The organism is Leadbettera azotonutricia ZAS-9 (assembly GCF_000214355.1).
Classification (GTDB): domain Bacteria; phylum Spirochaetota; class Spirochaetia; order Treponematales; family Breznakiellaceae; genus Leadbettera; species Leadbettera azotonutricia.
Window position 1 is genome coordinate 525,596 of the sequence record NC_015577.1, and the last position, 23,840, is coordinate 549,435.

The 23,840-nt window shown below is 51.8% G+C and carries 20 protein-coding genes; 10 read left to right on the forward strand and 10 right to left on the reverse strand.

The genetic code is table 11. The features are described 5' to 3' along the window. Positions 1-101 precede the first annotated feature (101 nt). Complete coding sequence (locus TREAZ_RS02355) at positions 102-1,127, forward strand: LacI family DNA-binding transcriptional regulator (RefSeq protein WP_015710194.1); 1,026 nt, start codon at positions 102-104, stop codon at positions 1,125-1,127. A 3-nt stretch (positions 1,128-1,130) separates the two neighbouring features. Here TREAZ_RS02355 and TREAZ_RS02360 read toward each other — a convergent pair whose 3' ends face one another. The 5 genes from TREAZ_RS02360 to TREAZ_RS02380 form a co-directional block, all read right to left on the reverse strand. Next, the gene (locus TREAZ_RS02360) at positions 1,131-2,225 is read right to left on the reverse strand and encodes an aminopeptidase (protein WP_015710195.1); all 1,095 of its coding nucleotides are present in this window, start codon (positions 2,223-2,225) and stop codon (positions 1,131-1,133) included. 18 nt (positions 2,226-2,243) lie between these two features. Further along, positions 2,244-3,014, reverse strand: a complete 771-nt coding sequence (locus TREAZ_RS02365) for a ThuA domain-containing protein (protein ID WP_015710196.1) — start codon at positions 3,012-3,014, stop codon at positions 2,244-2,246. 84 nt (positions 3,015-3,098) lie between these two features. Further along, on the reverse strand, positions 3,099-4,580 hold the full coding sequence (locus tag TREAZ_RS02370) for an aldehyde dehydrogenase family protein (protein ID WP_015710197.1): 1,482 nt from the start codon (positions 4,578-4,580) through the stop codon (positions 3,099-3,101). A 136-nt stretch (positions 4,581-4,716) separates the two neighbouring features. Further along, on the reverse strand, positions 4,717-6,828 hold the full coding sequence (locus TREAZ_RS02375; protein ID WP_015710198.1) for a methyl-accepting chemotaxis protein: 2,112 nt from the start codon (positions 6,826-6,828) through the stop codon (positions 4,717-4,719). Between the two features lie 57 nt (positions 6,829-6,885). Further along, positions 6,886-7,338: a hypothetical protein gene (locus TREAZ_RS02380; RefSeq protein ID WP_015710199.1), complete on the reverse strand. Its 453-nt coding sequence runs from the start codon at positions 7,336-7,338 to the stop codon at positions 6,886-6,888. Between the two features lies 1 nt (position 7,339). On the opposite strand from TREAZ_RS02380, the gene rsmI reads away from it, so the two are divergent. From rsmI to TREAZ_RS02395, 3 genes are all read left to right on the forward strand, one after another. After that, positions 7,340-8,044 carry a 16S rRNA (cytidine(1402)-2'-O)-methyltransferase gene (rsmI, locus tag TREAZ_RS02385; protein WP_015710200.1) on the forward strand — a complete coding sequence of 235 codons (705 nt, stop codon included), beginning with the start codon at positions 7,340-7,342 and terminating at the stop codon, positions 8,042-8,044. Positions 8,045-8,080: 36 nt separating this feature from the next. Beyond that, a complete protein-coding gene (locus TREAZ_RS02390) occupies positions 8,081-8,365 on the forward strand; it encodes a flagellar biosynthesis anti-sigma factor FlgM (RefSeq protein WP_015710201.1) in 285 nt (94 codons plus the stop codon). 74 nt (positions 8,366-8,439) lie between these two features. Beyond that, complete coding sequence (locus TREAZ_RS02395) at positions 8,440-9,585, forward strand: iron-containing alcohol dehydrogenase (protein WP_015710202.1); 1,146 nt, start codon at positions 8,440-8,442, stop codon at positions 9,583-9,585. A 100-nt stretch (positions 9,586-9,685) separates the two neighbouring features. Here the strand turns inward: TREAZ_RS02395 and TREAZ_RS17210 are convergent, their stop codons facing one another. Next, a complete protein-coding gene (locus tag TREAZ_RS17210) occupies positions 9,686-10,834 on the reverse strand; it encodes a CsgG/HfaB family protein (protein ID WP_015710204.1) in 1,149 nt (382 codons plus the stop codon). Positions 10,835-10,941: 107 nt separating this feature from the next. Between TREAZ_RS17210 and aroA the strand changes: the two genes are divergently transcribed. Next, positions 10,942-12,324 carry a 3-phosphoshikimate 1-carboxyvinyltransferase gene (gene aroA / locus TREAZ_RS02405; RefSeq protein WP_043922755.1) on the forward strand — a complete coding sequence of 461 codons (1,383 nt, stop codon included), beginning with the start codon at positions 10,942-10,944 and terminating at the stop codon, positions 12,322-12,324. Here the strand turns inward: aroA and TREAZ_RS17215 are convergent. Continuing rightward, positions 12,269-14,188, reverse strand: a complete 1,920-nt coding sequence (locus TREAZ_RS17215) for an ATP-binding protein (protein ID WP_169312598.1) — start codon at positions 14,186-14,188, stop codon at positions 12,269-12,271. The two genes, aroA and TREAZ_RS17215, sit on opposite strands and share 56 nt — an antisense overlap. A gap of 126 nt (positions 14,189-14,314) precedes the next feature. Here TREAZ_RS17215 and lysS point away from each other — a divergent pair, with 126 nt between their 5' ends. Next, a complete protein-coding gene (gene lysS, locus TREAZ_RS02415; RefSeq protein ID WP_015710207.1) occupies positions 14,315-15,943 on the forward strand; it encodes a lysine--tRNA ligase in 1,629 nt (542 codons plus the stop codon). Positions 15,944-15,965: 22 nt separating this feature from the next. Further along, on the forward strand, positions 15,966-16,964 hold the full coding sequence (locus tag TREAZ_RS02420) for a Gfo/Idh/MocA family protein (protein WP_043922757.1): 999 nt from the start codon (positions 15,966-15,968) through the stop codon (positions 16,962-16,964). Positions 16,965-16,970: 6 nt separating this feature from the next. Here TREAZ_RS02420 and TREAZ_RS02425 read toward each other — a convergent pair whose 3' ends face one another. Then, on the reverse strand, positions 16,971-19,388 hold the full coding sequence (locus TREAZ_RS02425; RefSeq protein WP_245535082.1) for a beta-mannosidase: 2,418 nt from the start codon (positions 19,386-19,388) through the stop codon (positions 16,971-16,973). 83 nt (positions 19,389-19,471) lie between these two features. Here TREAZ_RS02425 and TREAZ_RS02430 point away from each other — a divergent pair, with 83 nt between their 5' ends. Both TREAZ_RS02430 and feoB read left to right on the forward strand, forming a co-directional pair. After that, a complete protein-coding gene (locus tag TREAZ_RS02430; protein ID WP_043922759.1) occupies positions 19,472-19,783 on the forward strand; it encodes a FeoA family protein in 312 nt (103 codons plus the stop codon). Next, positions 19,780-21,855, forward strand: a complete 2,076-nt coding sequence (gene feoB, locus TREAZ_RS02435) for a ferrous iron transport protein B (RefSeq protein ID WP_015710209.1) — start codon at positions 19,780-19,782, stop codon at positions 21,853-21,855. Before TREAZ_RS02430 ends, feoB begins: the two co-directional genes overlap by 4 nt. 2 nt (positions 21,856-21,857) lie before the next feature. Here the strand turns inward: feoB and TREAZ_RS02440 are convergent, their stop codons facing one another. Both TREAZ_RS02440 and TREAZ_RS02445 read right to left on the reverse strand, forming a co-directional pair. Continuing rightward, the gene (locus TREAZ_RS02440; protein ID WP_015710210.1) at positions 21,858-22,799 is read right to left on the reverse strand and encodes an SAM-dependent methyltransferase; all 942 of its coding nucleotides are present in this window, start codon (positions 22,797-22,799) and stop codon (positions 21,858-21,860) included. Next, positions 22,796-23,200: a PilZ domain-containing protein gene (locus TREAZ_RS02445; protein ID WP_015710211.1), complete on the reverse strand. Its 405-nt coding sequence runs from the start codon at positions 23,198-23,200 to the stop codon at positions 22,796-22,798. Before TREAZ_RS02445 ends, TREAZ_RS02440 begins: the two co-directional genes overlap by 4 nt. 43 nt (positions 23,201-23,243) lie before the next feature. On the opposite strand from TREAZ_RS02445, the gene TREAZ_RS02450 reads away from it, so the two are divergent. Then, positions 23,244-23,828, forward strand: a complete 585-nt coding sequence (locus TREAZ_RS02450; RefSeq protein ID WP_015710212.1) for a cupin domain-containing protein — start codon at positions 23,244-23,246, stop codon at positions 23,826-23,828. Positions 23,829-23,840 lie beyond the last annotated feature (12 nt).

A 23,840-nucleotide genomic window follows, 5' to 3' on the forward strand; every position in this document is an offset into this window, starting at 1 on the left:
TTTTCTCCCTGTCAAGAAAAATGCATAAAAATGCATAAAATTTCATAAAAAATTTACAACAATTCCTTGAAGTCTCCGCTATACCGCAGTATATTGACAGTATGACGGTCAAAGAAATTGCCGAACTTGCCTCTGTGTCGATAGGAACGGTGGATCGTGTGCTCCATAAGCGGGGACGGGTTTCTGTTGCCACAAAAGAAAAAATTGAGCATATTATCGAAAAGTATCAATTTGTTCCGAATCCGATTGCCCGCAGCCTCAAGCAAAACCGTCCGTATAAAATTTGCGTATTTTTACCCCGCCGTGATCAGGACGCAGGCTATTGGGGCCAGGTGATGGACGGAATAAAACCTGCTATTGCCGAGCTGGCCCCGCTTGGCATAGTAGTTGAAGTGGTAGAATTTGATCGCTACGGGCCGGGAATGTTTGAAGCAAAAGCAGAGACAGTACTCAAAAAGGAAATTGACGGCCTTGTATTTGCGCCTATCATGCCCCAAAGAACGATGCCCTTTGTGTCCCGGATACACGCAAAGAATATTCCCTATGTCTTTATTGACGCCGATATACCGGGTCTTAATCCGCTTTGCACAATTAATCAGGATTCTTTTCGCGGCGGTTATTTGGCAGGAAGGCTGATGCATCTTATGCGGGGAATATCCGATAAACCTGCGGCGATTCTTAATGCCCATGGCGGGGACTACCACATTACCCGGAGAAAGGAAGGTTTTTTAAGTTATACCGCAGAATATGGAATACCAACGATAACAAGGGAACAGTTTACCGAACAGAGTGCCGAATTATCAGATATGGAAATTGTTGATTTCTTAAAAATACATCCGGAAATTTCAGGGGTTTTTATTACCAACTGTTTTGCCTACCGTGTCGTTCAGGCGGCAAGGAAAATCGGCAGGGAAAGGGAATTAATTATTATCGGCTACGATCTGATTCCCGAAAATCGCTGCCTGATAAAAGAAGGCAGCATTAACGCGGTCATTTCACAGCGGCCTGAGTATCAGGGCAGGGAATCTCTGATGAATTTATTCCGATTTCTTGTATTGGGTCAAAAAATTCCGGAAAAGATTGAAATACCTCTCGATGTATTTATTAAAGAAAATATTATTGATTGATGTTCATCGTTCTTTATCCAATAGTTTTTCAAATTCTTCCTTTGGATCGCCCTTCCCCTTAAGCAACTTCGCAGCATTAATAAAAGCCGGAAGATCCCTTCCGCTGCGCTCATAAAGATCCTTGAAATACGTATCTTCCTCATAATAAAGGCTGTAAAGTTCAAGATATGCATTGTTCACCTGCAGCTTGGAAAATCCCCGGTAATTTTCGGTTTTGAACATGCTCTCGTAATTTTCTTCAAACAGCGCCTGGGTAGCGGTAATAATCTCCGCCTTGCGCGCAAGTTTTTCTTCCCGCGAAATACCGCTTTGGTAGACCGTATTAAGCTCCGTGATAAGTCCCTGAATAAACGCGATATATGCGGCCCTGTCCGCTTTAATGTCTGCATCATTGGTATCATTAGTGTCATCCGCTCCGGCCGCTGCTTTCTCCATGTAAAGCCTCGCCCCCTCAGTGCCTACAAACTCCGCCAATTGTTCGTTAAACCGGGAATAACTCTTGAGGTACACTGTAGCATGGAGCAGCTCATGGATGATGAGGTCTGCTAAATCATGCAGAGGATATTCCTTCATGTAAGAGTAGAGGGGATCTTTGAACCAGCCGAGGGTGCTGAAGGCGTCCACGCCCCTGATCCACACATCGAGCTCCTTCTTTTGCAGTTTCTTTGCCTCTTTGCGGGCGTCGTCGGGATTGAAAAAGCCTTTATAGGGGACTTTGCCAACCACAGGGAACCACCACTCGTGGGTGGTAAAAGAATCTTTTGCGGAAGCCGAAACCACCGCCGCGAGATAATCGCGGTCAAGCTCAACATAGCGGGTGTAATTTTTGCTTTCTTTTAATCCAAGCTCGTCCATGGCAAAGCGGCGTATATCCACAACCTGTTCTGCAAAGAGGCGGTTCTTTTTCGCGTCTTCTGTACCCGCCCCTTCCTGACCGGTATCCTCAAGAAGATCTTCCAGGGGAACAGCCCTGCCGAGGTAACCCAGCATGGCGCTCCCTTGCTTCAGGGTGTAACAGCCTGAGAGAAGGCCCGCGCCTGCCAGAATGAGACAGGCGCCTGCCAATACCGGCAAAAGCGAAAAGAGGGGGCTGCGCACGGAACGGGCTCTTTTCCCTTAGTGGCGGGTAACCGGGGTAAAACTGCCATCCTCAAGCTCGTATTTCTCAAAGGGGGCGTCGTTGCCCTTGCCCCGGTCTACAGCGCAATGGCGCTGGCACGGGTTGGCCCATTTAACCGCATTGGTAATGACCAGCTGAACTTCTTTCTGATGGTAAATCGGGAAGGTTTCATGGCCGTTTTGGAAATAGAAGATTTTGCCTTCCCCACGGCGCCATGTAGCCCCGCTGCGGAAAACTTCGCCCCCCTGGAACCAGGAGATAAAGATGAGCTCGTCGGGATTGGGAATGCCGAAGGGCTCGCCGTAGGTTTCGTCATGAGGAATTACCCAGGATTCGCCAAGGCCCTGGGTGATGGGGTGATTCTTGGCTATGTTCCAGAGCCTGACTTTTTCGCCTGCTTCCCTCCAGCGGAGAAGGGGGGTGTCGGTGCCCAAAAGGCGCTGGAAGGGTTTTGAGGCATGGCCTGAATGGAGGACGATGAAGCCCATGCCATCAAGCACGCGGCGTATCACTTTCGCAACCACTGCGTCATCGACTTTGTCATGCGCCATATGCCCCCACCAAACCAGCACATCGGTGTCGTCCAGGACTTCCTGGCTCAGGGCTTCGCGGTGATCCGCAAGGGTGGCGCAGCGGATTTTCCCAATGGCGCTGTCTTTCTCCAGAAAGGCCTTGATGGTTCCGTGTATGCCCTGGGGATAAATTGCCCGTACCGACTCATGGGTGGTTTCGTGGACAAATTCATTGTAAATCGTAACATTGATCATGGAATACTCCTCCAATACTATGAAAGTATTATAGCCGGGTAATTTGGTTCCGGGCAAGCGGGCCGGAGGAATATGTCCCGCCTCCTATGCCGGATAGAATCCCGAAGGTCCCTCGGCAAGGCTTATCATGATGTTCTTCATCTGGGTGTAGTGTTCAAGAATGACCTTGTGGGTTTCGCGGCCTATGCCGGATTTTTTGTAGCCTCCAAAGGGGGCGCCCGCAGGAACGGCGTTGTACATATTGATCCACATGCGGCCGGTCTCAACAGCCCGGGCGACGCGGATGCCTCGGTTGATATCCTGGGTCCAGACGCCGCCGGCCAATCCGTACTGGGAATCGTTGGCAAGCCTGATCGCTTCTTCTTCAGTTTTGAATTTGGTGATCACCGCCACGGGGCCGAAAATTTCTTCCTGGGCGACTCGCATATTGTTGGTCACACCCGCAAGGAGGGTGGGCTGGAGGAAAAAGCCTTTGCCGAAACTGCCCACCATGATGCGTTCGCCCCCTGCGATCACCCTGGCGCCTTCCCTTTTGCCAATCTCGATATAATTCAGCACATCCTTGAGGTGGTCTTCGTAGATCAATGCGCCCATCTGGGTGGTGGAGCTCAAGGGGTCGCCGACTTTTATTTTGTTGAAGGCTTCTGCCGCTGCTTTGACAAACTTGTCGTAGATCCCTTCCTGCACAAAGACACGGGAACCTGCGGCGCAGACCTGGCCCTGGTTAAAGAGTATGCCCATTTGCAGGCCGTCCAGGGCTTTGTCAAAATTGCAGTCGTCAAAATAGATGTTCGCCGATTTGCCCCCCAATTCGAGGGTAGCGGGAATTAATTTTTCAGCAGCGGCATCAGCCACACGGCAGCCGATTTCGGTGGACCCTGTAAAGGCGAGCTTGGCGAAGCCCGGATGCTTCAGCATATGTTCCCCGGCTTTGGAACCGGAACCGGTGATCACATTAAAGACTCCGGGAGGCACTACTTCCTGGATAAGTTCCGCCATGCGGAGCAGGCTGAGGCTGGTATAGCTTGAAGGCTTTATGACCACGCAGCAGCCCGAGGCAAGGGCAGGGGCTATTTTCCAGGACGCAATAAGAAGGGGGAAGTTCCAGGGCACAATCTGTCCCACCACTCCAATGGGTTCACGCAGCACTAAACTTAATGTCTGATCATCCAGCATGACGGCGGAGCCTTCTTCGGCCTGGATTGCCCCTGAAAAGTAGTAATAGTGTTCCGCCGCAACCGGCACGTCAATATTCATGGATTCCCGGATGGGCTTGCCGTTATCCAGGGTTTCGATTATGGCCAATTCTTCCAGGTTCTTATTGATGATGTCCCCAATACTGGTAAGGACCTTGGCCCGTTCAGCCGGGCTGGTCTTCTTCCATGATTCAAAGGCCTTTTGCGCCCCGACAACGGCCTCGTCCACATCTGCCGCAGTCGCTTGGGCGCATGAAGCCAGCTTCTCCCCGGTCGCGGGAGAGAAAACATCGTAGACCGCTCCATCGGAAGCATCCTTCCATTTGCCATTGATAAACAACTGATACGGGCTTTTAAAATTCGGTTTCATCCCTCGCTCCTTGATTTTTTAACTTACACTTCAAGTATGAGAGAGGGAAGTTATACCATCAAGGAGAAAAGAGCAGAATTTTTGGCTTATTGTGGGAATGTTCCGTAAATTGATCGTCTCATTATTTCATAATGCCTTATCCCACCTTAAACTTGGACACTTCTGTGTTCAAGGCATCGATGTTGGTTTTGTTTTCTCCGCTTATTTCATTGACCTGGACAACGGCGATGTTGATCTGCTCCGCGCCTTTCGCCATTTCTTCCATGCCGTTGGCCATCTCCGCGGCTATCCCTTCCAGATCCTTGCTCTGCCGCATCACGCCCTGGCCTTCGGCGGTCATTTCTTCGGAACCCTGTTTTACCTTGGCGGTAAGCTCGTTCAATTTGGATACGGCCTCCAAAATTTGGCGGCTGCCGGTCTCCTGTTCTTCCATCGCTCCGCGTATGCCCGCCTCCTGATCCGATACGATCCGCACTTCCTTTTCAATTACTTCAAAACGTTTGATGACTACATTGGTGGATTGGGTAATCGAATCAATGGAGGACTTTATTTTTTTAAGCACCGTGCTGATGGTTTTGGACTGCTCTGAGGAGGACTCCGCCAGCTTCCGTATCTCGTCGGCGACAACCGCAAAGCCCTTGCCCGATTCGCCTGCATGGGCCGCTTCAATGGCGGCGTTCATGGAGAGGAGGTTGGTCTGGCTGGCGATATTGTCTATCACCGAGTTGATTTCCAGGAGCCCTTCGGATTCACGGGCAATCTCCTGAATGTCCTCGGACACCTTTTGCAGATCGTTCCTGCCCACATTTGCGGATTCAGCCAGGGAATTGACGTTCTCGCTGTTCTTAACCAGGGTTTCGGCCACCGAGCGTATATTCGCCAGCATCTCTTCGATAGCCGACGACGATTGGGATACGCTGTCGGACTGGGCCAGGATATGCTCATTGAGCTGGCCGATGCTCACCATGATCCGTTCCATGGCGCTCGTGGTTTTGGTTACACCCGAGGACTGGCTTACAGCGCGGTCTTCCATGCTCTGAATATTCGCGGTAATTTCGTTAATCGCCGCTGCAGTTTCTATCATATTGGACGCCAAATCCGCGCCTGTATCGGATAAGGAACCGGCCTTATTCCTGATTACCGTGAGCAGTTCCCTGATTTTTCCGAAAGTAATATTGAAGAATTCTGCCAGTTCCCCGAATTCATCCCCGCTGTTAATCGCAAGCTGCCGGGTTAGATCCCAATCGGCGGAAATTTGCTTTAATACCTCCATGGTATGTTTGAGGGGCTTGAGAGAGCTCACGATGAAAAAATTGACTATGACAAATATCAATAAGACTACCACCAGCATGGCGGCAAAAACCAGCGTCATTGAGGATTCAAAATACATAGCCCGGGTTATCGGCATAAAAGCGACAGCATGCCAATTGAGCAGGGGAATCCTGCCCAGGGCGATTGTTTCCTGCCCCAGGTTGAGGGTGCTGATTTCCGTACCCCGCAGTTTTCCTATGGCGTCAAGGATCAGTGGCCCTTCGGATTTAAGGTGGGTCCCCAGCTGTACCTTATCGACAATAAGCCGGCTGTCCCGGGCGCCGGTAATTTCCAGGCTATTGTTAAACAGGTAGAGGCTTACCTCGGGGGCAAGATCCGCATAGATTGTATCGATGAAATCCCCTATTTCAATGCCTGTCCCCACAATGCCGATAGGCTTCCCCTGGACGCGGACCGGCACGTTGACCCACAAAACAGTTTTTTGCAGGGACCTTTCATAATCAACAAAGAATTCATACTCATCGTGCATGTTCAGGGTTGGACTGTACCAGGCTGATTCCGGCTCGGTAGGGTCCAGCACATATTCGGCGGTATCGCCAAGGTAGTACTTTTTATCCTGATCGTTGATCCAGAAGATGCTGCCGCTCCCAAAGGCCCTGCGATATCCGGCGAATTCTTCCATGGCAATGGTTTCCAGCTCCGGATTATACGGGTCAAGGAAAAAGCGGGCTATCAGGGGGGAATCCGCCATTTTAAGGGCTATGACCAATTCGCTTTCTATGGACGCCTCAAGGCTGAGCCGCTTGGTTTCCAGGAGCCGTGTCAGTTCCTGATCCGCATTGCTCCGTACAATCTGCCCCATAGCCAGGAAAAATGCCCCGATTATGCCCCCTGCGATAAGCAAAAAGAGCACAATGGAAAATATCAGAAGCCTGCTTTTTATGGTTATTTTTTGGAAAATGTTGATTTTATTCATAGTGGGAATAAAATATCCCTTTAGAAGCAATTATGCAAGTACAATTTGCTGTCCCTATTAGCTCAGCCTGTTCCTGTTCCCGCCCTTGCACTTGGAGCAGCCCAGGACATGGACATGGGAGCGGCGGCGGGAACGTTCGAACATGCGGGCGATGAGGATTTCGTCGAACCGGAGGATCTTGCCGCAGACCGGGCATACCCTCTGCCTGTCGCCCCTAAGGCAGTAGATGCAGCCCCTGATGTGCATAAGCCGGTCTTTGCCCCCGTTGAGGGAAGGGAAGGCCGATGATTTGACCAGCTCGCCCTCGTTGAGCTTGGCTGAACAGACCGGGCAGGTTTGGGGCGCGCCGGGGAAGCTTTCGCCTTTGGGCTTGCGGCCCCGCCTTCTCCTGTAGCCAAAATGGCCAAAGGCCGGGGCTCTCACCCCTATGTTGAAGAAGAGGGTAAAGCCGAACCAGAGGAGGGCGGTAGCGGCAATGACAAAAAGCAAAACCTGTATATAATTACCCATAATGGCTACTTTATATATTATCGGCACCCCGATTGGCAATTTGGGGGATTTAAGCTTTAGGGCGGTGGAAACCCTCAAAAACGCCGACCTTGTGGCTTGCGAGGATACCCGGCAGACCCTCAAACTCCTCAGCCACTTTGGAATTTCTGTCAAAATGCTTTCCTGCAGGGCGCAAAACGAGGAATTTGCTGCGGAAAAGGTTATTTCAGCCTTAAAAGAGGGGAAAAATGTGGCTTATGCCAGCGATGCGGGCACCCCGGGCCTCAGCGATCCCGGGGCGGTGCTTGCCAGGAAGGCGGCCGAAGCGGGTTTTGAGGTTATCCCTATACCGGGGCCTTCGGCTTTCGCTTCCCTGGTAAGTGTGGCGGGAGGGCAGGATAAAAGCGTCGTTTTCGAAGGGTTCTTGTCGCCAAAGCCGGGGCGGAGGAGGGCCAGGCTCAAGGAGCTTTTGGCGACCGGCTGGGGCTTTGTTTTATACGAATCGCCCTTCAGAATCCTCAAGCTTTTGGAGGATTTAGCCGATCTTGATACTGAACGGTACATCTGCGTTGGGAGGGAGATGACCAAGGTTCACGAGGAGTACCTCCGGGGCTCTGCGGGGAAAATTCACTTGACTTTTCTTGAGAAACGTGATAGGAATGAAGTTCGGGGCGAGTTTTCTGTATATGTGTCCGGCAGAAACGTGAATATTGTAAACTATTCATAGTTTCATGCCGATAATAAGTGTAGGTAGGATATGAGTATGACCATCGGCAGGATAGATTCTATTGATCCCATTCCCCCCGGCAAAAAGCCCGGACAGGGGAGCCAGGTCAATGAGGCTTCCCAGACCGACTCCATCAGCATCTCTTCGGAGGCTGTAGAGAAGGCCGAGATGCTCCGCGTTATGGAGATGGTGAACACCGCCCCTGATGTGCGCACAGATCGGGTTGAGGAACTCAGGGCCAAGATCAATGATCCCTCTTATATAAACGACAAGGTGCTGGACGCCACTGCGGACAAGATTTTTGATGCCCTCTTCGGCTAAAAGCCGTCGAATGGGAGAACCGGCGGAACCTTGACACCCAGTGTCTCGGGTTCCGCTTTTTTTTTGGAGAAACCATGGCGGATATTGTATACAAGCTTGATCCCGAAGTCCTCATCGGGACTGATACGGTGAACCGCGCCGGTTCTATCGTGAGTGCTCTTGGCAGCCGCGCCCTGGTTGCCGCAGAGCAGGTTCTTTACGAAAACAACTCCATAGGCCGTCTTACCTCAGTGCTCGAAGATGCCGGGGTAGAGGCCATTCTTTTTGACGAAATCCCCGCCCAGGCCACAGCCGATGTGGCCGAAAATGCCGCCGACCTTGCCCGTGGCGCCCGCTGTGACGTTATCATAGGCTTTGGAGGTTTGCAAACCCAGTCCATAGCCCGAATGGCTGCCATAATTGCGGGTTCGAGCCTCGAAGTTTTCGACCTCCTGGACGGCAGGAAAGAAGAAAAGAAATTTATCCCCTATATTGCCATGCCCACCATGGGCCATGACCCCTTCCTCTTTGCGGACTGTTTTATAGCCGTCGACCCCCGGGACCGCTCGGTAAAGCTTGTGCGATCCCCTCCGGGGCTTTGCGTTTCCGCTATTATAGACGGCGGCCTCTCCGAATCCCCTGGGGGGAAATTGACCCCCACCGCAGCCTTCGACGGCTTCTGTGCAGCTGTGGAATCCTATTGCTCCTCCCGCTCAAACTTCCTTTCCGATGCCCTTTTGGAACAGTCCATCGCCCTTTACAGCGGGATGATAAGCTCGTATGCGGAGAGCAGCGGTTTCGACCTTGTTTCCGGCATTACCAGCGCGGGCTTTCTGTTGGCTCTGGGGGCGTCCATTTCCACACCCGGGATTGGTACAGCCCTGGCATATGCGCTGAACGGCAAGTTCCCTGTAGCCAAGTCCTGGTGCGCCACAGTGCTGCTCCCCTATGTGCTCGAAAGGCTCGTAACCGCAAGGCCGGAGAAAATGGCAAAAGTGGCAGCCCTTTTGGGCGAGCCTGTTGAGGGGGCGTCGGTGGCGGATTCCGCGAATATGGCAGTGGATTCCATACGCCGCCGCATGGGTGTTTTAAAGGTGCCTGCGCGGCTCAAGGAATTCAACCTTTCGCTGGACAAGCTCGCGCCTGTGGCAGAGGCTGCGCGCAATCTGGAGTTTGTGGCTTTTTCCCCCTGGACAGTGGCTTCGGAGGATGCTTTTGATATTTTAAAACAGGCGTTTTGATGAATTTCAATCCTTTACCGTTTGTCTATAAAGCCATATTCATAGCCCAGGGAAAAGGAGAGGCCCCAGCGTTTGTAGACCTTGTTGGATTGCTCATCCTCTATATATTTGAAATCCCCGGCTGCCCTGATATCGAGAAAAAACACGCCCGGCCCAAGTTTATAACCAAAATCAATCCCGGCCACATAACCAGGGGAGAGGGAATAATCAAAAGAATTGCTTTGAGAAGCGCCGCCTGATTCCATTGTCTGATCCATTTGCCCCATAGGCACATTAAATGAGATGCCGCCAAGGGGGCTATTAGAAAATTCCCCGGCTTAAATGTCAGCTTGGCCAGAAGGGGTATTGAGAGGGTTGTCGAATCAAAAGTATTCTTCGGGCTATATGTTCCTTGAATAATATTAATTTGATTTACTACTGTAACATTATAATCTGTAACCGCTTTATCCCTAGCTACAATAAATTCAGTCTGCAGGGCAAGGAGCGGTATAATTTGTGCAGTAACTTGAAAAGCAATCTCAAAATTTCCGCTTGTGTAGTCAGGGTTCACCTTAGAATTTATATGGTATAAAGTACCATTAAATGTAGTCATTCCATTCAATGCGCTATCAGAAAAATTATAAAACCGCGCCGCACCGCCTATGCGCGCGCCCAGGTAAAGCCATTTGTTTTTCCAGGCGTCATCGCCTGAATATGAAGAAGAATGGGCTCCGGAAGCTGAACTAGCGCCCGGCTGGGCTGAAGAGGCAGCAGCCACAGGGGTTCCTTTTAGCAGGGCAGCCAGGACCGAATCCTGTTTGACATTGGCGGTAAACACGGTTTGAATTCTGGCGGTTTCTACATGGATAGCCTGGAGCCTTATCCGGTGCACATTCCCCAGGGGGGTGATGGAACCTGACAGGATGAATTGGGCGCCTAGCTTGCGTCCTATGGCCTGGGCTGTCTCGTCGCTCACTTCACCGGAAAGCTGGAAATCCATTTCCTGCTGGAGCAGTTCCAGGTTGCGGCGATCCACAACGGTAAGCCTGCCGTCATTGGCAATGCCTGCTGCCAACTCATCAATAGCATAATTGGACATTTCCACTGTTGGGGCGTTAAAGTTGAGCACTACCACCTGTACTCCCTTGGGGAGCCGCTCGGCCATATAAGATGCGGAATTGCCTATAGCGGTATCAAGAACAACAGCATCCTGGGCAAAAGCGAAAACCGCGCAGCCCAGCAATAGAACCCCTAACACCCACTTTTTCATAAAATTCCGCCTTTGTTGAATTACACCATGATAGTCAATTTCTGTCAAGAAATTTTCTAATATGTCTCGCCTTGCCCACCTGGAGGCCAAACTGGTAAACTTCAATAATGAACGCCGTAATCAGCCCCCATGCCCTTAGCGGGACTTTCAGGATACCTGCCTCAAAAAGCCATACCATCAGGCGGCTCCTCATCGCCGCTTTGGCTCCGGGCCCTTCGATTATAGACTATCCCCTGGATTCATTGGACGCCCGTTCCTGCGTATCCGTATGCCGTGCTTTAGGAGCGGAGATTGAAGAATTCAGGGCAATCGATCCCTCAAACCCCAACCCCCAGGACAGTTCAGGCAAAAAGCTGATCCGCTGGACAGTCAAAGGCATAAAAAACCAGAGCCTGCAAAACTCAAGCACAGCAAAACAGTGCGATGTGGGTAATTCCGGTACTACCCTCTACCTGGCTCTGGCTGTAGCGGCCCTGGGTTCAGAACCCGTAAGCTTCGATGGCGATGAGCAAATCAGGCGGCGCAGCGCAGGCCCCCTGCTGGATGCCCTCAAGGGCTTGGGTGTAAAGGTTGAATCCGCTGCGAATGGGTGCGCGCCCATAAGCGTGCAGGGGCCCTGGAAGGGCGGAAGGGTCAGCCTCGAATGTCCCACAAGCCAATATCTTTCGGCCCTCCTCCTGGCAGCACCCCTGGCTGTCCGGGGGCTTATAACCGAAATTGATGTGCCTCTCCTCAATGAAAGGCCCTATATCGAAATGACCCTTTCGTACCTCGACGCCCAGCATATCCCTTATGAGACCGCCAATGATTTTTCATACTTTCGTGTTCCCGGCGGCGCAGAGTGGAAACCCATGAACGGACCTGTACCTGGGGATTTTTCATCCGCGGCGTTCCCGGCCTGTGCAGCCGCAATTACAGGCGGGCCCGTTACCCTTCTGGGCCTGGACCCCGATGATCCCCAGGGGGATAAGGCAGTTTTTAGCCATATCGAAAAAATGGGCGCATCCGTAAAATGGGAAAAAATATCCGCAGGCGGAAAGGACGCAGAATGGAAAGTGACCGTTTCCCGCTCAAGTCCCCTGAGGGGCGGAACCTTCGATCTCAACGCAACCCCTGATATGCTCCCTGCAATGGCGGTAACAGCAGCCTTTGCCCAGGGAGACACAGCCCTGACCAATGTTGCCCATGCCCGCATCAAGGAAACTGACCGCATCGCCGTCATGGCGGCGGAACTTTCCAAATTGGGCGTGATATGTACCGAAAAGCCCGATGGCCTCATTATCCATGGAAAGGGCGGTACTCTCCACAGGGATACTGATTTAACACAAACACCGTTACTGGATGGGCATGGGGATCACCGTATTGTCATGGCCCTGGCGGTCGCAGGACTTGGGGCAAGGCCTTTGGAGATAGCGGGAGCAGAGGCGGCGGATGTTACCTATCCGGGCTTTCTCGATTTGCTGCAAGCTCGCGGTAGAGGATGTTCTTGATCTCGATAATATCAACAGGCTTTGAGACGTGGCCGTTCATACCGGCCTCGCTGCTGGCGTCCCTGTCTTCCTTCATGGCATTGGCGGTCATGGCAATAATGGGAACCTTACGGGCGTCATGTTTGGAGCTTGCGCGGATGCGCCGGGCGGATTCAAAGCCGTCCATCACGGGCATACGGATATCCATAAAGATAAGGGAATAATCCTTCCGCAAAAAGGCCTGGAGCCCCTCCTCACCGTTTTCCGCAGTCTCCACTGCCGCCCCCAGTTCCGAGAGAATCGCCACGGCGATTTCCTGGTTGATAGCATTGTCCTCCACCAGGAGGAAGGTACAGCCGTCATAACGTTGGCTGTCCACCGCCGCATCGATCCCGGCGTCCTCCTCCTGTTCACCCTCAGCGCTTTCAAGTTCCACAAAGAACGCAAAGACGCTGCCCTTCCCCGGTTCGCTGCTCACGGTAATGGCGCCGCCCATAAGCTCCACCATGGCCTTGCTGATGGAAAGCCCGAGGCCTGTCCCGCCGAATTTGCGGGCCGTGGAAGAATCCACCTGGGAGAAGGGCTTAAAAAGGGCCTCCTGCTGTTCTGCGCTCATGCCTATACCTGTGTCCCGAACCAGACAGTCAAGCCGCAGCTTGCCTGAGGGCAGGTGCCGGGCCTTGATTTCCAGTTGGATAGAACCCTGGAGGGTGAATTTTGCCGCATTGCCCAAAAGGTTGAGCAGAACCTGGGAAAGCCGCAGATTGTCTCCCACTGCCATGGAAGGCACGGAATCGTCCACGGAGATAATAAGCTCAAGCCCCTTTTCGCTGATCCGTGGGGAGATGAGTTCCCGGATATTGTCGGTCATCTCCATCAGGCTAAAGGGACGCTTTTCCAGTTCCAGCTTCCCCGCCTCGATTTTGGAAAAATCCAGGATGTCGTTGATAATGCCCAAAAGGAGGGAAGCGGAGGACTGGATCTTTTTGAGATAGTCAAGCCGCTGTTCAGGCGAATCCGCCTGCATGGCAAGACGGGTCATGCCCAGCACCCCGTTCATGGGGGTGCGGATCTCGTGGCTCATCCGGGCAAGGAAATCCCGCTGGGCATTGTTGGCGGCCTCCGCCACTATCAGGGCCTGGTGCTCCTCGTCAGCCTTGACGATGTCTGCCGCCATGGCGTTTATGCTCTCCGCCACTTCGCCCAATTCCCCTCGGGCGCTCTTAATCTTTTTGGTGAGATCAAAGCGCAGGTCCCTCACACCTGTAACGATGTTGCTTATGTCCCGGACCATGTTCCTGGAGAAAAGGACCATCAGGACAATCGAAACCACATAGGCAAGCCCCAGGATCAGGAATATTCTGCGGGTAATATCCTTGAACTGGGTTTCAATGTCCGAAGCAAGCTCGTTGGCCCAGATATACCCTATAACCCTGCCGTTCCGTTCAATGGGATTCATGGCGTTCATGATATTGCCCCGCACCATGGTACCCAGGGATACCTCCGCCCGGTTGGAGGCCATCACCTGACGGCCCCTGTGTTCCGGGTTTAGGGGAAGGCCGACTCTATCGCCATAGGAAGCCGACGGGCCGTAGGTCAGCATGACGTCCAGATCCAGGGAATAAAAACCTGTCCCCAGTCCCGGGTAAGCGGAAGCCACCTCGTCCGTAATACCCCGCAGTTCACGGTTCAGGACAGCTATTTTTTCTTCCTTGGAGGCCTGAGCTGCCCCGTTGCGCTGTAAAATGTCATCGTAGGAATCATCGCCCAGGTAGTTTTTAAGGATGCCGGTCAGCCCCATCAATTTGCTGCCCTTTTCTTCCATCAGTATAGTGTGGGTAACGTACCTCACCATGTACCAGGTTGTAAGAAAGGTAATGCCCATGATAAAAAGGAGAATAAAGATAATCTTTCCCTGCATAGAGTAAAAGAAAGACCGTTTCATTTGTATAGATTAAATGATAATCCGCATATTGTCCATCAGTATTCTTTGATTTATACTATCCGTCTTATGGAAAAGAAGAATGAAGCATCAGGCGCTCAAGCGTCTGCCCATTGGGCAGATGAGACAGCAGCAAAGATACTACGCGAAAAGGGCGACAAGGAACTCTACACCTGCGCCTCGGGAATCACCCCTTCGGGGACGGTGCATATCGGAAATTTCAGGGAGATCATCTCCACCGACCTCGTGGTCAGGGCCCTCCGGGATAAAGGCAAAAAAGTACGCTTCATCTATTCCTGGGACGATTACGACGTGTTCCGCAAAGTCCCCAAAAACATGCCCCAACAGGAAGCGCTCAACGGGCATCTCCGCTTTCCCATCACCATGGTTCCCGACCCCTGGGGGCGCGATTCAAGCTATGCCAGGCATCATGAGGTTGATATAGAAACCGTGCTCCCCAAAGTAGGGGTGCATCCAGAATTTCTTTACCAGGCAGAAAATTACCGCTCTTCCAAATACGCCGAAGGCATACGCAAGGCCCTTGAGCATCGGGAAGCCCTTAAAAACATCCTGGACAAATTCCGTGATGAAGAACACAAGATCCAGGGCGAATGGTGGCCTGTGAGCGCGTTCTGTTCCGCCTGCAACAAGGATGATACTGAAATTGATTCCTGGGATGGAGAGTGGGGCGTAACGTACCATTGCAATTCCTGCGGGCATAAGGAAACTGCGGACATCAGGACCGCCAAGGGCATCAAGCTTTTTTGGCGCATAGACTGGCCCATGCGCTGGGAATACGAAAAGGTCGATTTTGAACCCGCAGGCAAGGATCACCATAGCCAGGGGGGCAGTTTCGATACAGCCAAGCATGTGTGCAAGGATGTGTACGATTGGGATGCCCCGGTGACTTTCCGCTACGACTTCATCGGAACCAAGGGACTCCCCGGAAAAATGTCCAGCTCTTCGGGCAATGTTATTACCATTGAGGATGTTCTCAATGTTTACACCCCCGAAGTAGCCCGTTACCTCTTTGCGGGTACCAGGCCCAACACGGAATTCACCATCTCCTTTGATCTCGACGTGATCAAAATTTACGAAGACTACGACAAGACCGAGCGTATTGCATTTAAGGCTGAACCCGCCAAAGACGAAGCGGTTTACCAGAAAGAACGCCGCATCTACGAACTTTCTCAAGCCGCAGTTACTGCCGAAGGCAAGACCAAAATGCCTGAAATAATGCCCTTTCAGGTGCCTTTCCGGCATCTCTGCAATCTTATTCAGATTGCGGATGGCGACATTGATAAGGCCATCGCTTCCATTGCAAATCTCAAACCGGAACAGATTCCAGCCCTCAAGGCCAGGGCCGCATGCGCCAAATACTGGATAGACGAATGCGCCCCCGAAGAATTCCGCTTCAAGCTCAGGGAACCTGGCGAAACCTCCGATCTTGCGGATAACGAGAAGGCGGCAATCAAGCAGCTCAGGGATGAAGTCATTTCCAAAATTGACAGTTTTACTGACGACAAGGGCTGCGCCGAGGCCATTTACAAAATAGCCGAAGCCCAGGGTATGGAAGGCAAAGCGCTTTTTCGCGCTGCATATCAGGCACTTATCGGGAAGGATCAGGGGCCGAGGCTTGCGAACTTTCTGCGCTCCATCAATAAAGACAGGCTTTTGGGAATTCTGAAGGCGTACTAATACACGTAACCCTGGAGCAATCATGTTAAAAGCTGCGGTCATAGGCTTGGGAGTCATCGGCAAAGTCCACATCTCCGCCATCGAGTCGCTTGAAAACGCAAAACTCGTCGCCGCCTGCGATATTGATCCTGATCGGAATGTAAATCTTCCCCATGGCGTTGCTTTTTACACGGATTACGGGGAGATGCTCCGCAGGGAAAAGCCCGATGTTGCCCACATCTGCCTGCCTCATTTTCTCCACTATCCGGCGGCAAAAAAATTTGCCGAAGCCGGCATCAATGTGTTCACAGAAAAGCCTTTGGCCCTGAATGCCGCAGAAGGCGAAGAATACTGCAAACTCGAAAATCAATATGGAGTGAAAATCTGTCTCTGTTTCCAGAACCGCCTTAACTCCACTACCGAAGCATTGCATAAAATTCTGCAAAGCGGCGAATACGGAAAAGTTACGGGCATACGCGGTTCAGTTGCCTGGTACCGCTCCAAGCACTACTACGAAGAAGGCCCCTGGCGGGGAATCATGGCCCAATCGGGCGGCGGCGTCATGACAAACCAGGCCATCCATACCCTGGATCTAATCCAGTATTTTGCCGGAAGCCCTGCAACCAGGGTTAAGGGAAGCATAGGCCAGGTTCTGGATTACGGCGTTGAAGTGGAAGATACCGCCACAGGCCGCATCAGCTTCGCAAACGGCGCAACAGGGTTTTTTACCGCTTCTATAGGCAATTTTGCCGATGAAAACGTCGAAATAAACGTATTTTGCGAAAAAGGCGCCTTCGCGATACGGGATAACAAGCTTTTCTGCATAGACGGGGATAAAGAGGAAGCCCTCGCTTCCAATTCCAGCGATTATGCGGGCAAGGCAGTTTACGGCAACAGCCATGTTAAGCTTATCGATACGTTTTATAAAGTCCTCGAAAACGGCAGCGGCTGGTACATACACCCGGAAGAAGGGCTGCCCTCCCTGAGAATAATAGATGCCATCAGGGAAAGCAGCCGTACCGGAAAAACGGTAAACTTCTAAATACCGCTATTTAATATCAAACACAGAGCGCAGCTTGAGGGCGGAAATCTTGCCGCTCAAAACCTTGATCTTTTTTTCGCCTCCGTTCATGTCAAAGTAGTTGTCGGACAGCACCAAATCCTGGTTGCGGTTCTGAATTTCAACGCTCTTTGCATAGGATGAAGCCTTGACAGTAATAGTGTCGCCCTTCACGGTGTACGAAAGTTTAGGATCAACCCAGTGGAAGAATTTCGGCAACGAGAATATCACAGTCCCTTCGGAAACAAGTTCCTTGTCATCGTAAAGATGATAGCTCAGGTATTCATCATCAATATCGATATCATTGACTTCCACCTTGTCGAGCCAGGCAGACGTCAGGGCGGGAACTTTCACGGGTTGTGATTTTTCCTTTAGCACTTTTGCTGTCTTGTCGCGGAGTTCCCATTTTACGGTGAGTTTCCTGTCGGCCATGCTTTCGTTAGCAACGGAAAGGCGGAAGCTCTTTTCTATCTTCGCCTTGATTTGGGGCTGATGGTTGGCATTGGGATTCTGGGTGAGGATTCCCTCCTCGTGGCAGGAGATCATCAGGGGCTGGAAGAAGCGTTTCGCAAAATAGTGCAGGGCCTTCCACCTGAAGAAGTAGTCGATAGACGCCCAGGAAGCCACAGGCCAGCAGTCATTGAGTTGCCAATAAACGGCGCCCATACACCTGCCCCTGTTGCGGCGGAAATGCTCCACGCCGTATTTGATGGCTTCTGCCTGGAGAAGCTGGGACGCATAGATGAGGGTATCCAGGTTATTGGGGTAAAGGAAAGTCTGGTACATGTAGTTCATGATCTTTCCGTTGGCCGCATTGTTCCTCTGGTGCCTTTCCATTACATAGGAAAACACATTCCGGTCTTCGGGGAGGGTGAAACTCTCCACGGTTTTCATGGCCGGGAAGGACTGGAAGCCGAATTCCGAAACGTAGCGGAAGAAGTAATTGCGGTAATCCGAGAAGGGCTTGTTGCCGTGCCAGACGTCCCAATAATGGACATCCCCCCGGTTGGGATCGTTAGGCTTGTCAAAGCTGCCACCCGAGGAAGGGCTTGCGGGCCAGTAGAAGGTTTCGGGGTCCAGCGCCTTGAGGATTTGGGGGAAAATGTATTCGTACATCTTGATATAGTCGGCTTTTTGTTTCATGGTACCGACCCACATCATCTGATCCACGAACATTTCCATTTCATTGTTGCCGCACCAAAGCCCCAGAGAAGGATGGTGCCGTATGCGTTTGATATTGTCCGCAAGCTCTGCCCTGATATTTTTTTCGAATTCTTCGGTGAGATCATAAACCGCACAGGCGAACATGAAGTCCTGCCACACCACAAGGCCCAGTTCATCGCAAATATCGTAAAAAGAATCGTCAGGATAATTACCGCCCCCCCAAACCCTGACTGAGTTGAAGTTGGCAGCCACGCACTGTTCCAAAAGTCTCCGGGTACGTTTGGCATTCACCCTTGGGAGTATATTGTCCTCGGGAATGTAGTCGGCGCCCATGGCAAAGATCTGCACTCCGTTAACTTCGTGGGCAAAACTCTCGCCCCATTTGTCTTTCTGGACATGCATGGTCATGGTACGCAGCCCTATGCGGCGTTCCCATGTGTCAAGCTCCACGCCCTTGGGCGAAAGCAGCGTTATTTTTACTGTGTAAAGAGGGTGTGAGCCGTAACCGTTGGGCCACCAGAGCTCAGGCTTGTCAACAATAATACGCTTGGGCGAATCAGCGTACTCGGTTGCCTTTCCGTTTGGGGCAGTGACGCTGGCCTTCCAGGAAAAATCGCCTTTGATGCTGTCAGAGGCTTTTTCAATTTCAACATTGAGGTTAAGATCGACTGCATCATTGCGGTGTTTCTGGGTAACGTACACATTGTCTATGCGGGCCATGCGTATGCCCACAAGCTTTGCTTCCCGCCATATGCCGGCATCAGGAAGCCTCGGGCCCCAATCCCACCCGAACATGCAGTGGGCTTTGCGCAGCTGGGGGAAACCTTCGAGGCAGTCGGAAGATCCGTCAACTTTGATCTTCTTGTTTGCTTCGGCTGTAAATTTAATGGGCGAATGGAAAACAATTTTAAGTTCGTTTTTATCCTTTTTTAGGATTTTGGTGACATCGAATTCCCAAATGCGGTGCATATTGTCGGCTTTGCCGACAATGCGGCCGTTAAGGGCAATGTCGGCCAGGGTATCAAGGCCGTCAAAGCGGAGTAGCACCTTGTCCATGCCCAGAAGCTTTTGGGACACCGAAAAACTTCCAATATACTCATATTCGCTTTCCAGAAGGGCAAAAGCCTTGTCCTCATTGTCCCTGAAGAAGGGATCCTCCATTTTTTTATTGATAAGCAAATCGTTGTAAACCGAACCGGGGACTTTTGCCGGAAGGTAGGGCCCCCCGGGAAGCTTTCTCATTTTCCAATTATCATGAAGCTTTTGAATTACCATTGATATTTCTCCTTGCGGGCATTATAGTGAATTAACAGAAAGGGAACAACATGCATCTATCCGACGCCCCGGCTGGCGCCTCGTTCAAGGTCATAAAAGTTATATTAGGAAGGGAAGTGGGCAAAAGGCTGGCGGACATGGGTTTCACCGAAGACACCGAAGGCGCTGTAGTCCGCCAGGGCTTTTTCCGCGGCCCCCTGCAAATACGCATACGGGGTTATGACATACTCATACGCCGCTTCGAAGCCGCAGGCATAGAAGTCGAACCCGTGGGGGACTGGTCGGCAGTCCATGACGCTGTATGGCACTTCCATCACAACCATCATAGATTCAATAAAAGGCCCAAGGGAGACAAGGAATGAAGGATCTCCGGATTGCCCTTGCGGGAAACCCCAACTCGGGCAAGACTACTCTTTTTAATGCCATTACCGGGGCCCACCATAAAGTGGGGAATTACCCGGGCGTTACGGTAGAGAAACGCGAAGGCATCCGCATCCGTGGCGACAGGCAGTATCATTTTATAGACCTTCCCGGCATTTACAGCCTCACTGCATACTCTATTGACGAAGTGGTAGCCCGCGATTTTATCCTGGACGAAAAGCCGGATATCATTGTGGACGTGCTGGACTCCACCAACCTGGAACGGAACCTCTACCTTTGCCTCCAGTTCCAGGAGCTGGGCATCCCTGTGATATGCGCCCTCAATATGACCGACGAGGCCGAAGCCAAAGGCATTATAATAGATGAGAAAACACTTTCCGAAAGCTTGGGCATACCCCTGGTAAAAACCATAGGCACCAAAGGTTCCGGCGTTGATGCCATCCTCGACTGCATAGACAATGTGCAGGCAGAGCATGCGGAACCACCGGCGCTGCTCCGGCATACCCATTCCATTGCATACGGGGATGAAATCGAATTAAAACTAAAAGTGTTGGAAGACCTCATTAAAACTGATACTGTCTTTGCAGGTAAATACCCGGTACGCTGGCTAGCGGAAAAACTGTTGGAAAAAGATGCCAATGCCTTTGAGCGTTTAAAAGAGCATACCAGGTCAGGCCAGATAGAAAATACCGCCAGGGAAGCAAGTATTTGGATAGATAAACACTACGGCAAAGATTCGGAGATAATCATTACCGAGCAGCGTTACGGTTACATCAGGGGGGCGGTAAAAGAATCCATACGTATTGTAAAGCACGCCGATTTTTCCGTCACCGAAGCCATAGACAGGGTGATCATGAACCGCTTCCTGGCGCTGCCCATCTTTGTATTGGTTCTCTGGGCTATGTTTCAAATTACCTTCTTCCTGGGCGAATACCCCATGGGCTGGCTAGAAAGCCTTTTCAGCTTTCTAGGCAATGTGGCCACCAAAATACTCCCCGAAGGTATGCTCCGATCCCTTGTGGTGGACGGCATTATTGGCGGCGTAGGAGGGGTATTCTCCTTTGTGCCCCTCATTGTGATCCTCTTTTTTCTTCTTTCCATATTGGAAGACGTGGGGTATATGTCCCGGGCCGCATTCGCCACAGACAAATTCCTCCACGCCTTTGGGCTTCACGGTCAATCCATATTCCCCATGATGTTGGGTTTTGGCTGTTCGGTCCCCGCAATTATGGCGTCCCGTACTTTAAAGAGCCCCCGTGACCGCATACTTACCGTTCTCATCACCCCGCTTATGAGCTGCGGGGCGAAACTCCCGGTGCATGTGCTGTTGGCGGCGGCCTTTTTCCCTGAACATGCCGCCAACATGGTGATACTCATTTACGGGATAGGAGTAATACTGTCACTGTTAAGCGCAATACTGCTAAAGAATACAGTTCTTAAAGGCGAACCCACACCTTTTGTCATGGAGCTTCCTCCTTATAGATCACCAACCCTCCAGGGGGTTCTCTGGCATGTGTGGGAAAAAACCTGGATGTATATCAGGAGGGCAGGTTCGGTCATCCTGATGGCTTCAATACTCATCTGGGCGATCACCTCCTTCCCCGTCTATCACGGCAGCGAACAGGAAGACGATTCTGCCAAAGCCCAGGCTGCTTTGGAGTACAGCTTCGCGGGCAGGATAGGCCACTTTATAGAGCCTGTATTCAGCCCCCTGGGCTTTGACTGGAAAATCGCCATAGCCTCGGTAACTGGTTTTGCGGCAAAAGAAGTAATAGTCTCAACCCAGGGCATACTTTACCGGGTAGGTACCGATGCAACTGCGGAGAATGAGGGTCTTCGGGACGCTATACGGCGGGACCCCCATATGAGGCCATTGGTAGCGTTTGTATTCATGCTTTTTACCCTTATCATCCCGCCCTGTTTTGCCGCCCTGGCTTCCATGAAGGCTGAAATCGGCGTAAGGTGGGTGGGCTTCGAACTCATTTTCCTCTTCAGCCTGGGCTGGATATTGTCATTCATTGTGTATCAGATAGGAACGCTGCTGGGGGCATGAGTTTATTCAGCCTTCATCCAGGTAAGCTCATGCTTGTTATGGTGGAGATGGACAACCGCACTGCCGGGTATAGCCGCGAAACGGCGGGTGGTTTCAAAATCGGGATCGCTTCCGGTCCCTCCGGGCCCCTGCATTTTTATGGTGCAGACAAAATTCCGGCATAGCCCCGAAGCCAGCCACTTTTCTATCCATTCAAAAAGCCTCGGCGGATAGCAGATCACATCGCAAAAGAGCCAATCGATTCTTCCTATTTCTTCAGGCTTAAGCGTAAACGCATCGTGTTTGATAAAGCTCACCCCTGGCATGGCCTCGACCCGGGGATCAAGGGCAGCACGATCAACCGCGACAATATCGGCGCCAAGATTCGCCAATGCCCAGGTCCAGCCACCGGGGCTTGCCCCTGCGTCAAGGCAGCGTTCGCCTTTGCCCGGCCAGCGGCGGAGCCGCGCAAGGCTTTCCCAGCATTTGAGATATGCCCTGCTCGGAGGGTTGAACTTGTCCTCTTCAAATTCGACGACGCCGGCGGGGAAGGGGCTCGAACAATCCGGCGAAGCAATGAGGGTATGGGCATCCAGCAGGGTCCACGCGCCCATAGGCGAATCGGGAATAAGCCAGGGGAAGCCATGGGGCTTGCTCGACACAGGGGGCAGCTTTTCCGCAATCAACGCGCCCCGGCGGAACTGGGTAAAAAGGGTGGAAGCCCAATTCCGCTGGATATCCCGCAAGGCTTTGGCAGCTTCGCCAATGGAACCGAATTCAATTTTCTGCGGGTCGAGCCAGATATTGCGGTTCCAGAAGGATTCCGCCCTGGGCAGCGCGTTATCAACGGGAGCGTAAAAAAGCGGCCCCCATGTTTCGCAACCCGGGCCAAGCTCTTTTTCGAGGTGATCTTCAAATTCGGGGATGGCTTCGTAAACCTTGCCCGCCAGGGGGCTTTCCGTCATACAGCTGCGGAGGAACCGGTTCCCATGGACGAACGCCAGTTTAGGTAATCAACATAACGCTGAAAGGCGCGGCCCTTGGGGGATTCAAGTATGGCAAAACCGATTTCGCAGGAATAGCCCGAAGTGCGGACCCATTTGGATTCCCCTAAAAGCTCAAAATTGCCTATCTTGGCTGAAGTTTCGGGGGTAACTTCAATTTTGTATTGAGTGTTGGGTTTAATATCAATGTACATGGTACATTCAACGCAGCACCCGGTAATGCTGAGATCCTTGAGGAGAATTTCCCCCTCGGCGCCCCCCTCTATCCGGGCTTTGGCGAGAGTCTGATATCTGAGACTTCTTCGATTTTCAGATGGCATAACACCGTTATTTTGTCCTATAGATCCAATTTCGTCAACCATATATAATTATAAATCCAATAATATACGATGTTTAGGAGAAAACATGGCCGCTAAACATACCCCAGGCGAACGCATTGCCGAATTATGCAAAACCTACGGGGTTTCCAGGGAAACTTTGTCCGAACGCAGTGGAATATCCACAGAGCTTATCCGCAGGATAGAAGAAGAAGGCCACATACCCGACCTTGCCCCGCTTTTAAAAATTTCCCGCGCCCTGGGAGTGCGGCTCGGGACCCTCCTGGATGATCATGAAGAGCTTGGCCCGGTAATCACCAGGGCCGGAAAAGCCGGCGAAGCCGCCCGCTTTATAACCGGAGTTCCCGAAGCAGCCAAGGACGATTCTCATAAGGGCCTGATCTTCAAAGCCTTGGCAGCCGACAAGAACAGCCGCCACATGGAGCCCTTCATCGTGGACATAGAACCCGATGCCGAACAGGCCAAATCCACCCACGAAGGCGAGGAATTCATTTATATTCTTTCAGGGAACCTTGCCCTGGAATACGGTTCAGAGAACAGCGTCCTCCATGAAGGCGATTCAGTCTATTACGATTCAATCGTACCTCACCGGGTTATCTCCGCCGACGGAAAGCCCGTACGTATCGTGGCTGTAATTTATACGCCCGTATAAACATTAACAGGA